The organism is Clostridium facile (assembly GCF_014297275.1).
GTDB classification, from domain to species: Bacteria; Bacillota; Clostridia; order Oscillospirales; family Ruminococcaceae; genus Massilioclostridium; species Massilioclostridium facile.
In genome coordinates this window covers 1,211,374-1,224,278 of sequence record NZ_JACOQK010000001.1, presented here as the reverse complement: position 1 = coordinate 1,224,278, position 12,905 = coordinate 1,211,374, and the positions used below count along the sequence as shown (strand labels likewise).

Below are 12,905 nucleotides of genomic sequence, written 5' to 3'. Positions count from 1 at the left end.
GTTTTTTACTGGGGTAAAGAAAGGAATCTTATAATAATGAAACATATTGTGATTTTATGTGATGGAATGGCAGATTATCCTGTGGAGCAGTTGAATGGGAAAACTCCAATGTCAGTTGCCAAAAAACCTCATATGGAACACTTAGCAAAAAATGGTTGTGTCGGTCTGGTTAAAACAGTAGCGGAAGGGTTAAAACCAGGTAGCGATGTAGCGAATTTATCCGTGCTGGGATATGACCCAAAATTGTACTATGCAGGGCGTTCTCCACTGGAGGCTGCCAGTATTGGGATTGATTTAAAGCAAACGGATGTTACTTTAAGGTGTAATTTAGTGACTTTATCTGATGAACCCAATTATGAGGAGAAAACAATTTTAGATTATTGTGGCGGGGATATTTCTACCGAGGAAGCTGAGGAACTTATTGAAGAACTGGAAGACCAATTGGGGTGTGAGGAGTTCCATTTTTATTCCGGCGTCAGCTATCGACATTGCCTTGTTTGGAACCATGGTACAACAGATTTGGGAACCGTTACCCCTCCCCACGATATTACAGGGAAGAAGATTAAAGAATACTTGCCATCCCATTCAAATGCAGCGAAGCTATTAGATTTGATGAAAAAAAGCTGTGAGATCCTGGAAAACCATCCTGTCAATAAAAAAAGGATCGCAAAAGGGTTAGCACCGGCCAATGCGATATGGCTTTGGGGTGAAGGCTATAAAAAACCATTGCCTTCTTTCCAAGAAAAATATGGCTTAAATGGTGTCATGATTTCGGCAGTAGATTTATTAAAAGGGATTGGGATTTTAACCAAAATGAAAGTAGTAGATGTTCCTGGCGCTACAGGTTACATTGATACAAATTTTGATGGAAAAGCAGAAGCCGCAATTGAAGAATTGCTGGATGGAAAAGAATTTGCTTATGTCCATGTAGAGGCTCCAGATGAATGTGGCCATCGTGCGGAAATAGACAATAAAATTAGAGCGATTGAATTGATTGATGAAAAAATTGTTGGCCCTATTATCCAAGCAATGCAAGAGCATAATTTGGATTATAAAGTAATGGTTTTGCCGGATCATGCTACCCCTATTTGTAAACGGACCCATACAAGTGACCCAGTACCATTTTTATTTTATTCCTCTGCGAGGGAATATGAATCTGACATTCCATGCTTTGATGAAGAAAACGCAAAAGAAACAGGCGTTTTTGTAGCAGAAGGTGACACTATTTTGGAAAAATTTATTGCGTATTAAATATTACATTTTAATGTTATATTTAATAAAACGCATAATCAAATATAACAAAAAGGCTCCGTTGAATGAATTATTCAATGGAGCCTTTTTTTGTTCTACAGAAAACAAATGTGGCTAAGAAAAAAGATAAAATAGGATTGTCATGATATAGAATAAATGCCGAAAATTCGACGTTTATCGACAATACAAAGACGAATTTATATACTTACTTTTTTTACAATTATGATAAATTTAGGGATCAAATAAAGAAGAAATTTTCTATTTGTAATAAGATTTAACGAAAAAAGTAAATTTGACTATCAGTTGATGTCATAATTACTTGCTATTCACATACAATGATTGCTAATGACAATTACTAGATGTCATGAGGTGATCGTATGTATAAAAACAGAAATAACGGTAGAAATAATGTTTGTGGTAAAAAGATAGCTAGATTAAGACAACAGAGGGTACCAAAAACTTCACAAAGGGCGTTGGCGGATTTATTACAGTTAGAAGGGATGGATCTGGATAAAAACACAATTCAAAGAATAGAAAGTGGAAAGAGATTTGTAACTGACATTGAACTAAAGGTTTTCGCAAAGATTTTTGGAATTACAGTGGATGAGCTATTGCGAGAAGATAGTTGAAATCAATCATTGAGTTTCCTGCAGTATAAGAAGGATAAACTTTAAAGAATGAAATTACAGCCTTACTTTTAAGACGAATTTCAATATATTATAACTGAATCAGTAAACTAGTGTATTGATATTATTTTATGTATGGTGCAGTAAAAGCAAAAAATCTAGTAATTGTTATTGCCTATTGCGTTAATACAATATATTGTATTTTAGCGTTATCTACGATACGTGGAATTTGTCTACAACACCAAAATTGGATTGATTTTTGGCAGATTTACATTTATAATATCTTGTGTAATCTCGAGATGAATCAAACACGAAAGAAAGGTGTTGAAATGAAAAGAATAATTGCAGGTATGGTAGTGATTAGTATGTTGCTATTGGTTGGATGTGGCGGTAACCAGGAGTCAGAATCTAGCTCTATTCCTCCTGTTTCCAGCAGCAGTTCGCAGGTGTCTAGCAGTATTCCTAGCAGTTCTTCTGAAGAATCCAATACCCCTCCTGTGGTGGTTGGGGATGGTAATGGGGAAAATGCAACTACTTCCGATTCTGTTGCATCTTCCCAACAAACCCCTCAGGTGGTTTCGGTTACCATTCCAGAGGGAAGTACTTTTATGGATATTGCTCGGGCATTAGAAAATAATGGGGTGTGTTCCCAGGCCGCTTTTTATCAAGCAGCACAAAATTATGCAGTACAATCTTTTAACGTTCCATCCTCGCCTGATCGCTGCTTTAAAATGGAAGGCTATTTATTTCCAGATACCTATCAATTTTATGTGGGAGAGGACCCAACCAGTGTATTGCGGAAAATGCTCAATAATTATGCCGCAAAATCCGGAATGCCTTCGGATCAGACGTTGATTTTGGCATCTATTATTGAAAAAGAAGCACGCAGCACCGAAAATATGCAGCTGGTTTCTTCTGTTTACCATAACCGTATCAATGCGGGAATGCGGTTAGATGCAGACCCAACTAGAGAGTATGTGAACGATTATATTACAGGGAATTCCCTTTTGGGGGATACCAGCAAATATGCTGCTTTGTACAATACCTATAAATGTAGTATACCAGCCGGACCCATTTGTAACCCAAGCAAAAGGGCAATTGAAGCAGCTCAGAATCCACCGGCTACGAATTATTACTATTTCTTTTTTGGAAACGATAACCAAAACCATTATTCTGCAACTTTGGAGGAACACAATCAGCAAATAGCGCAATATGGGGTTCAATATCAATAGCAAATAGGCGGCAAAAAACAGGCGGAAAATTCCGCCTGTTTTTTGCCGCTTTCCCCCAATAAAACCCTCGTTTCTACCAAGGTTAGATCAAAAAACCTTGATTGAAAATTACTTTAGAATATTGTCGGCCAAATCAGAAACAAGTTTGTTATAATCCAACCAAAGATTTCGGAAGTTTTAGAAATTAGATGTAGGTAACAAAACTGGGGAAACAATGTGGTGATATTGTTCTGTATTCTTTTTGGGGGATTAAGTGAACCATTCGATTACGATTGTGGTCTACAAAAATTGAAATCATAGTTTGTGATTATCCCTTTTAAAACTGTAATTTTCATTGAATAGGTGGATTTTTCCCCTTTGATTTTATCAGCTATTTTTGTTGATAGGGAATATATGATTTCGTTATTAATCCTCTGAAAATCCAAATCCTTTAATTGCACGGAGAATATGGAGTTCCATCGCTGTTTTTGCCCCATGGCCATTCCTTTGAGCAATAAATTCCATAATTAGACGGTGATCATTAACGGTATCCTGGATAATGCCCTTGCTGTCCGCCTGATTGGAGAGCAAAACACCAGAATCAATTGCCTGATAAATCATCGGCATCAGCCGCTCCACAAAGCTATTATGGGCAGCCACTGTAATTGCTTGGTGGAAAGCTTGTTCAATTTGGGTACGGTCTTTCCCTTGTAAAATGAGTTCTTCTTCCTGTTTCCCATATTCCAAAATTCGTTTGATTTCCTGCTCTGTCCCTCTTTTTGCGGCATAATAGGCAGTTTGTGGCTCTACCATTAATCGCATTTCATATAATGCTTGGACATCCAACTGGGTTTTGGATAGTTCATTAAAGTCAATGGGATGTTCATAATCCGGACGTTCTACCACAAATGTACCTTTTCCACGTTTAATTTCCAATACATTATGGGATGCCAGAATCCGTATTGCTTCCCGCAATGTTGCCCTGCTTACCTGCAATTGGGCGGAAAATTCATTTTCATTCGGCAGTTTATCTCCTGGAACAAATTTTTTTTCAATGGTAATATAGGACAAGATGGTATCAGCAACCTGTTGAGCTAAATTTTTTTCGGTATCTTTCATAATCGTTTCCTTTGCAGTTAATGTTGTCTGACAACTATTATAGCGAACTATGGATTTAGATACAAGGGAAATTTATCAAATAATGAGAGAGAATTCGGAAAACTGTTGCCAAAAACAGCAACTTTGTAGTATAATAAACAGTAATTATAATAAGACTATCAAGCTTATTTGAATATCGTGAAAGAAAGTGGGAAATTTATGCGTAAAGAATTGGACAAGGTATATAATCCAAAACAATTTGAAGATAGGATTTACGCTGATTGGACTGAAAAAGGTTATTTCACTCCTGAGGCGGATCCCAAAAAACAACCCTATACCATTGTAATTCCTCCTCCAAACATCACTGGTCAGTTGCATATGGGCCATGCGTTGGATGAGACATTGCAGGATATTTTAATCCGTTGGAAAAGAATGCAGGGTTATGCAGCTCTGTGGGTTCCTGGAACCGACCATGCTTCGATTGCGACTGAAGCAAAAATTGTAGAGGCAATGAAACAGGAAGGTTTGAGCAAAGCTGACCTTGGCCGTGATGGCTTTATGGAACGTGCTTGGGCTTGGAAAGAAAAATTTGGCGGCCGTATTATTGAACAGTTGAAAAAACTGGGCTCTTCTTGCGACTGGACCAGGGAACGCTTTACCCTGGATGAAGGCTGTAGTGAAGCAGTAAAAGAAGTTTTTGTAAACTTATATGAAAAAGGTTTGATTTACCGTGGGGAACGGATTATCAACTGGTGCCCTCATTGTTTGACTTCTATTTCCGATGCAGAAGTAGAATACAGTGAGCAGGAAGGCCATTTCTGGCATTTGCGTTATCCTTTGGCAGATGGCAGTGGCTGGTTGGAGCTGGCTACTACTCGTCCAGAAACTATGTTAGGGGATACTGCAGTAGCTGTTAATCCAAATGATGACCGTTATAAGCATCTGGTTGGCAAAACACTGATTCTGCCATTGGTAAACCGTGAAATTCCAGTGGTAGCAGACGATTATGTTGATATGGAATTTGGTACTGGTGTAGTAAAAATTACCCCTGCCCATGACCCAAATGACTTTGAAGTTGGTTTACGCCACGATCTTCCAATTATCAATGTAATGACGGATGATGCCCACATGACCGAAGATTGCGGCAAATACGCAGGTATGGAACGTTACGAGGCGAGAAAAGCCATTGTTGCTGATCTGGAAGAAGGTGGATTCCTAGTAAAAGTGGAACCGCACAACCACAATGTAGGGGAATGCTACCGTTGTGGCACCACAGTAGAACCAAGAGTTTCCAAACAATGGTTTGTGAAAATGGAACCTTTGGCAAAACCTGCAATCGATGCGGTACGTAACCATGAAACTGATTTTATTCCAGAACGCTTTGATAAAATTTACTACCACTGGATGGAAAACATCAAAGACTGGTGTATTTCCCGTCAATTGTGGTGGGGCCATCGAATTCCAGCTTATTATTGTGACAGCTGTGGGGAAATGGTGGTTTCCAAGGAAGAAGTTCACACCTGTCCAAAATGCGGCGGGCATATGACCCAGGATGACGATACTTTGGATACCTGGTTCAGTTCTGCCTTGTGGCCGTTCTCCACTTTGGGCTGGCCGCATCAAACCAAGGATTTGGAATATTTCTATCCAACTAGTACCTTGGTAACGGGTTATGATATCATTTTCTTCTGGGTAGCCAGAATGATTTTCTCCGCTGTAGAACACACTGGGAAAGCACCATTTAAAAATGTATTTATCCATGGTTTGGTTCGTGATAGCCAGGGTAGAAAGATGTCTAAATCGTTGGGCAACGGGATTGACCCACTAGAAGTAATCGATGAATACGGCGCTGATGCGTTACGCTTTATGCTGGCAAATGGCACAAATGCTGGGAACGATATGCGTTACAGCGATGAAAAGGTAAAAGCGGCTAGAAACTTCGCCAATAAGCTTTGGAATGCAACCAGGTTTATTATGATGAATATTTCTGGCAGTGATGAAGAGGTGTTGGGTTTACCAACTGAATTGTCTATTGAAGATAAATGGGTATTGACCCAGTTAAACGACTTGGTTCGGGATATGACCGACAACCTGGATAAATTTGAAATCTCCGTTGCATCCCAGAAAATCTATGATTTCATCTGGAACATCCTGTGTGACTGGTATATTGAGCTAACTAAGCCACGGTTACAGGCTGGTGGGGAAACCGCTTTAAATGCGCAAAAAGTATTGGTTTATGTGATGACTAGCACATTAAAACTGCTGCATCCATTTATGCCATTTATTACAGAGGAAATCTGGCAAGCCATCCCACATGAAGAGGAAAGTATTATGATTTCCAAATGGCCAGAATACCATGAGGAACTGGATTTTATAGAGGAAAGCAACGAATTCCAGAAGGTAATGGATGCTATTAAGGGTATCCGTAACGCCCGTGCTGAAATGAATGTTCCTCCAAGCAAAAAAGCGAGCTTGTACATTCAAACAGAATCCCCTGCTATTTTTGAGCAATGTGCTGTTTTCTTTGAAAAATTAGCAAGTGCCCAATCGGTTGAAGTAGGTGGGCAATTCCAGATAGATGGAGCAGTACAGGTGGCAACTGACGCTGCCCGTATCTTTATCCCAATGGAAGAATTGATTGATAAATCCAAGGAATTGGAACGTTTAAATAAAGACAAGCAGAAATGTGAAGCTGATATTAAATTCCTGAGTGGTAAATTAAATAATCCAAAATTTGTGGATAAAGCACCTCAGGCAGTAGTAGACGCGGAACGTGCCAAATTGGAAAAAGCAACCCAGCGTTTGGAAAAAATCAACGAAAGTATTGCCGCGCTTGGCTAATCCAAACAAGAATTACCTGCCGCCCCATTTCCTTGTGAGGCGGCAAGTTTTTCCTATTATTGAATTGATTGCAACAAAATGGATTTTGGATGTTGAGGTGAAAGTTAGATGGAACAGGCCTACCAGCGCGCGTTGAATTTTGTGCATAATATGCCGGCTTTTAGTAGTGTACCAGGGGTATTTCGGATTAAAAGGTTACTCCAGTATTTAGGGAATCCCCAGGAACAATTAAAATTTGTCCACATAGCAGGAACGAATGGAAAAGGATCTACAGCTGCTATGTGCGCAGCCGCATTCCAAGAAGCAGGCTATAAAACAGGGCTTTACATTTCCCCTTTTATTATTGATTTTCGGGAGCGATTCCAAATTGATGGAGAGATGATTTCCAAACATGAATTTGTGGAGCTTTATATTCAGGTAAGAGATGCTTATGAGCGGATAACTGCGGAAGGGCTAGAGTGTAATGAATATGATTTTATCACTGCCCTTGCGTTCCTGTATTTTAGGAGGAACCACTGTGATATCGTTTGTCTGGAAGTTGGTTTGGGCGGTGATGCGGATGCCACAAATATTATTCCGCCACCTGAGGCTGCGGTCATTACAAAGATTTCGTATGATCATATGAAGGTATTGGGAAATACAATCCAACAGATTGCAAAAGCAAAAGCAGGAATTATTAAGCATGGTTCTCCTTGTATCTGTTATCCAGATCAGACGGAAGATGTTTTGGAAGTGATTATGCAAACCTGTGCCACGGTGCAATCTCCATTAATTTTACCTAATATGTACCAAACGGAAATCTTACGCTGTGATGAAAATGGTACCATTTTTCTATATGGTGGTAGGGAATACCATCTTAAGCTGTTAGGAAAACATCAGATTGATAATGCAATTACTGCAATAGAAACATTGCGCAATTTAAAAACAATTCAATTAACTGAGCAGCAGATTGCCAATGGTATAGCGAAAACGACTTTTCCCGCCCGGATGGAAATATTACAACATGACCCAATTGTTGTGTTAGATGGTGCCCATAATCCAAATGGTTTTGTTGCGTTGGCAAAGTCCATCCGTATGTTCCAATGTTCCCCGAAAATTGGGGTGTGTGGTGTCTTAAAAGACAAAAGCTACCAACAGGAATTGGCGTTGTTGGATGGGGTGTTGGATCATTTAGTTGTTACGAATGTGGATTCTCCCAGAGGATTGGCAGCAGAAGAATTAAAAAATGTAGCGGAAGGAAACCACTTTCAAGTTAGTTTATCAGATTATCCTCAACAAGCATACCAGCAGGCGATCAAACTAGCTGGAAAACAAGGAGGGGTATTTATCTTTGGCTCTCTTTTTTTGGCAGCAGATTTAAGAAAATATTTGCAAAAAGAGAAACTGTAGTTTCCTAAAAATGACAATATTTTTATTATAACTGTCTTATCATATGGATAAGGCAGTTTTTTATTGGATAAAAAATCATTGTTTTATTGGTGAAGGTGTCCTATAACAATATTTTGCTTCAAATATTAAACGGAATACAATCTTTCTGTAATAGGAAATTACCATTGGAACGGCAATCACTTGTTTAAGGCTGTGAAGCAAGCAATGAATGTGAAAACTATTTAGTATGTGGTTGTATCAGGGAAATAGCCCTTCTTGGAACCCACTAGAATCAAGTTTAATTACTCGGTTTATTTTTCCGTAAGTTTTAAAAATCATGAACTATTGCTATTGGTATTTTTTGTTGGTTTATCAATAACAGGGTTACAATATGATGATAAGATTTGGTGAATTTTTAGGATTGGCAAGTATAATTTCTTGGAAATATTTGTTTGTTAGAATATTTATCCTATGTCTATTTAGGCACAAAGAGAAGAAAATTGATTTTGAATGATATCCAACTAGGAGAGATCTATTTTTTCAAACATTAGATGTGTAACCTATAACATTTTTGGATCGTTTTGTAAACAGAAAAGGGGGATACTGTTTGATTGGAAAGTGATGAAATGATGGTAAATAAGAATGGAGGATATATAACATGGAAGTAAAAATTGAATTGAGCGGACAAGTGATGACAGCTTATCTGTCCGGAGAAATCGACCATCACAGCATACGTCCTGTTCGAGAAGAAATTGACCGTTTTGCGGAAGGTGCTATCCCAAAACTGCTATTACTGGATTTTACCGATGTTACTTTTATGGATTCCAGTGGAATTGGCTTAGTGATGGGACGGTACAAGCTTTTAAAATCAATGGGTGGAGAAGTAAAGGTGACTAACCCGACTCCCCACATCAAAAAAGTAATGCATTTGGCTGGTCTGGATAGGCTTGCAGTGATTGAGGACAAGGAGGGAAAATCATGATAGAAAATGAAATGAAATTGACAATTCCAAGCCATTCTTCTAACGAAAGTTTTGCTAGGATCGCAGTAGCGGGATTTTTTGCCCAGTTGGACCCTACCATTGATGAAATTGCGGATATTAAAACAGCGGTTTCAGAAGCAGTTACCAATGCCATTGTACATGGATACGGAGACAAGATTGGCTTAATACATATTCGGGCTCAAATTCATACAGACAACAAGGTCGTTATCCGCATCCGTGATACAGGATGTGGAATTGCTGATATCGAACAGGCTATGGAACCAATGTATACCACTTGTAAAAATGGGGAACGTTCCGGTCTGGGATTCTCTGTGATGCAAACATTTATGGACAAAGTAAAAGTCAATTCTACTCAAGGGAAAGGGACAACCGTTGTATTGACTAAGAAATTAAAGTCCCGTAACCATGATTAAACCAGCGGAACGGCGGGAAGAATTTGTAAAGCAAAATCTTGGATTAGTTCATTCCTGCGCTCATCGGTTTTATGGAAAAGGTATTGAATATGATGACCTGTATGCTGCTGGCTGCATGGGGTTGGTAAAGGCAGTAAATGCTTTTGATGAAGAGCGAGGAGTTCGGTTTTCTACCTATGCTGTACCAGTCATTTTAGGAGAAATTCGAAGGCTGTTTCGAGATGGTGGAACGGTAAAAGTAAGTCGAAGCTTAAAAGAACTTTCTTTAAAAGTCACCAAAGAACGGGAAGCTTTTGCTCAACAATATGGGTATGAACCTACGGTTGAACAATTGGCGGAACGAATGGGAATGGATAAGGAAGAAGTAGTGGAAGCGATTGGAGCTGCTACGCCTGCATTATCCCTTACTGAAAGTGAGGAGGAAGGTGGAGGACAGCTAGATCTTCCAACAGAGCCAATGGAGGAAAAACTTGCGATTACCATTACCATCAAACAGATTTTACTGGAACTGGAAGAACGGGATCGAAAGCTGATTTTGCTGCGGTATTTCCGGGGGCGTACCCAATCGGAAACCGCTGAGGAATTGGGGATGACACAAGTACAAGTTTCCCGTAGAGAGAAAAAAATTCTTTCACATTTTAAAGAACAATTGGAATAGAATAAGGGGGAGAAACTACTCCTCCTTATTTTATTTGCATAATAAATAGAAATCGAAGAACTTCACGCAAGCCAACCAATTTATTTAAAATAAACATTATGTTATAGAATCGTACAGCGATAAAATAGACTTTGTAATGATAAGTTAAGAGGTGGTTATATTATAAAATTTTTCATTTCTATTGTGTGGCAGTATGAAAAAACGAATTATCCTCTGTGTGTTGCTGAACCGATATAACGTCATTGCCGGAAATTAGGCTGAGGTAGTTACGATAGGAATATATCTTCGTTCAATACTCTTTTACTTTTCAAAACTTTACATAAGGATATCAAAAGAATTAATAGGATGATGGAGATAAAAAAGAATTTTTGTAAAAATTTGTCTTATTCAAAAAACAAATAGAAAATGTTATTTATTTGTTCAAATATTTATGATATAATTCTTTGTTACTTAATGAAAAAGGTTGAGGAGGTGTTCAGATTGTTTTTCCATTATAAAGATCAAATTCCCTCTGACCAGGTGTTTCATGGGTTGGATATTTCACATATTATCGCATTGCTGGTAATTGCTCTGGTTGTTACATTATTGTTGCGGTATATGAAAAGAATGCCAAAAAAACAAGCGGATCATATCATTCAGATTGCTGCGATTGTACTGCCTTTAGTAGAGCTAATTCGAGTACTTTGGCTGATTATGGTTGGTCAGACAGATTGGGTCCGTTTATTGCCTCTCCAACTTTGTGGTACGCAGATTTTTTACATACCACTAGCTGTATTTACCAAAAATATGGCGATTAAAGAATTTACCTGTTCTACCGCTTTATTGGGTGGAATTGTGGCGTTGCTTTGCCCGTCTGGTATTGCTGGATATTATCCTTTGCTCCATTTCCAAACATTACAAAGCTTTACTTTACATGCGATTTTATTATTTGTACCATTAGCTATGATGTATGTGCAAGGATTTCGCCCAAATATTAAGAATATGCCAAAGGTAATGGGAATTTTAGTACTAACCGCTAGTGTAGCTGGTGTTGTTGATGCATGCTTTAACGTAAATTATATGTGTTTGCGTACTCCACCAGAGGGAACGCCATTAGTGGATATTTATAATGCTTGTGGCTACGGATTCTATTTATTTGTATTAGCCGCCGCTATGACATTAGCTGTATTTTTAACTTATTTACCGCATATGCGGAAAAACAAAAAAGAGAAGCAAAAAGTATCTGCCCAACAAATTTCTTCTTGATTTTTACAATATTATGGAAAAGCGCTCTGTTTTAAATAGGGCGCTTTTTTGTTATTAATTTAGAGTTTAATCGAATCCTTAATTTTATTAAAAGCAAATAGAAACCTTTTGAAAATGGATTTGTAAAAACAAAAAATAAGGATTTTGGATTAATTTTTGAGCTAATTTAAAATAAGCAAATATGATTTCCATGTCTTTTGAAACTGCGAAAGAAGTGTTAAATATAACTTTTAAACTATTATATTTATAGAAAAAATAACAAAATATACAACACAAAAACTCTGTTTAATTTATCATTCACAGAGTTTTTTTATATAAAAAAGATAGGAAACAGGAGGGTTTATTGGCTTCGTTCAGCAAATAAATAGAGAATTTTTCACACCAAAAATACCTAAAATTTGATATATTTCGACTTTTATAGGAATCATTCACATTTTTACTTTTCGATAATTATAATAAATTTAAACGGCAAATAAAGGAGAAATTTTCTATTTGTATCAATATTTAATCAACAAAGTAAATTTGACTATCAGTAAATGCCATAATTACTGGCCACTACCATAAAATAATTGCTGATGACAATTACTAGATGTCATGAGGTGATTATATGTATAAAAACAGAAATAACGGTAGAAACAATGTTTGTGGTAAAAAAATAGCCAGGTTAAGACAAGAAAGAGTTCCAAAAACTTCACAACGGGCATTAGCGGATTTGTTACAACTAGAAGGGATTGATTTGGATAAAAATGCAATTCAAAGAATAGAAAGTGGAAAAAGGTTTGTAACAGATATTGAGTTAAGGGTTTTCGCAAAGATTTTTGGAATTACAGCAGAAGAACTTTTACAGGAAGATAATTTTGATTAATATTATTTATTGTTAGTAAGAAAAATAATGGATTTTTGAAAACAAAATGGGATAGTAAATATTACGATTGTAACAACAAGTAAAGTAAGATCAGAATCTTCTGCTAAGAGTTGATCGTTATCCTATTTTTAGATAATAACATCTAGTAATTGTTATTATCCATTATTGTATATTAACTTTTTGATTTAAAATAATCTGGATTTATTGGATAAATAAAAACGTTATTTTCTTTTTTACTGTTGGAGTATAGAGAACTTTTGGTTACAACAAAAATAACTTATATAACTATATTTTGGCTGTTGATAAATTGTGGAAGATGAGAGAAT

The 12,905-nt window shown here is 37.3% G+C and carries 11 protein-coding genes; 10 read left to right on the top strand and 1 reads right to left on the bottom strand.

Annotated elements, in window-relative coordinates; all coding sequences use genetic code 11:
• The first annotated feature begins 36 nt into the window (after positions 1–36).
• The 3 genes from H8Z77_RS05145 (at position 37) to mltG (ending at position 3,109) form a co-directional block, all read left to right on the top strand.
• The gene (locus H8Z77_RS05145; protein WP_186996374.1) at positions 37–1,251 is read left to right on the top strand and encodes a cofactor-independent phosphoglycerate mutase; all 1,215 of its coding nucleotides are present in this window, start codon (positions 37–39) and stop codon (positions 1,249–1,251) included.
• Positions 1,252–1,628: 377 nt separating this feature from the next.
• Complete coding sequence (locus H8Z77_RS05140; protein WP_186996373.1) at positions 1,629–1,880, top strand: helix-turn-helix domain-containing protein; 252 nt, start codon at positions 1,629–1,631, stop codon at positions 1,878–1,880.
• Positions 1,881–2,206: 326 nt separating this feature from the next.
• Complete coding sequence (gene mltG, locus H8Z77_RS05135) at positions 2,207–3,109, top strand: endolytic transglycosylase MltG (protein WP_186996372.1); 903 nt, start codon at positions 2,207–2,209, stop codon at positions 3,107–3,109.
• Between the two features lie 405 nt (positions 3,110–3,514).
• On the opposite strand, the gene H8Z77_RS05130 is transcribed toward mltG, so the two are convergent.
• A complete protein-coding gene (locus H8Z77_RS05130; RefSeq protein WP_069989099.1) occupies positions 3,515–4,207 on the bottom strand; it encodes a FadR/GntR family transcriptional regulator in 693 nt (230 codons plus the stop codon).
• A 198-nt stretch (positions 4,208–4,405) separates the two neighbouring features.
• Here H8Z77_RS05130 and H8Z77_RS05125 point away from each other — a divergent pair, with 198 nt between their 5' ends.
• The 7 genes from H8Z77_RS05125 (at position 4,406) to H8Z77_RS05095 (ending at position 12,579) form a co-directional block, all read left to right on the top strand.
• Entirely contained in the window at positions 4,406–7,027 is a 2,622-nt protein-coding gene (locus tag H8Z77_RS05125) for a valine--tRNA ligase (protein ID WP_069989098.1), read from the top strand.
• A gap of 108 nt (positions 7,028–7,135) precedes the next feature.
• Entirely contained in the window at positions 7,136–8,416 is a 1,281-nt protein-coding gene (locus tag H8Z77_RS05120) for a bifunctional folylpolyglutamate synthase/dihydrofolate synthase (RefSeq protein ID WP_069989097.1), read from the top strand.
• A 637-nt stretch (positions 8,417–9,053) separates the two neighbouring features.
• Positions 9,054–9,377: an STAS domain-containing protein gene (locus H8Z77_RS05115; protein ID WP_069989096.1), complete on the top strand. Its 324-nt coding sequence runs from the start codon at positions 9,054–9,056 to the stop codon at positions 9,375–9,377.
• A complete protein-coding gene (gene spoIIAB / locus H8Z77_RS05110; protein ID WP_069989095.1) occupies positions 9,374–9,811 on the top strand; it encodes an anti-sigma F factor in 438 nt (145 codons plus the stop codon). Before H8Z77_RS05115 ends, spoIIAB begins: the two co-directional genes overlap by 4 nt.
• Complete coding sequence (locus H8Z77_RS05105) at positions 9,804–10,469, top strand: sigma-70 family RNA polymerase sigma factor (protein ID WP_069989094.1); 666 nt, start codon at positions 9,804–9,806, stop codon at positions 10,467–10,469. Before spoIIAB ends, H8Z77_RS05105 begins: the two co-directional genes overlap by 8 nt.
• A 480-nt stretch (positions 10,470–10,949) precedes the next feature.
• Entirely contained in the window at positions 10,950–11,714 is a 765-nt protein-coding gene (locus tag H8Z77_RS05100; RefSeq protein ID WP_069989093.1) for a YwaF family protein, read from the top strand.
• 607 nt (positions 11,715–12,321) lie between these two features.
• A complete protein-coding gene (locus tag H8Z77_RS05095) occupies positions 12,322–12,579 on the top strand; it encodes a helix-turn-helix domain-containing protein (RefSeq protein ID WP_069989092.1) in 258 nt (85 codons plus the stop codon).
• The last annotated feature ends 326 nt before the right edge of the window (positions 12,580–12,905 follow it).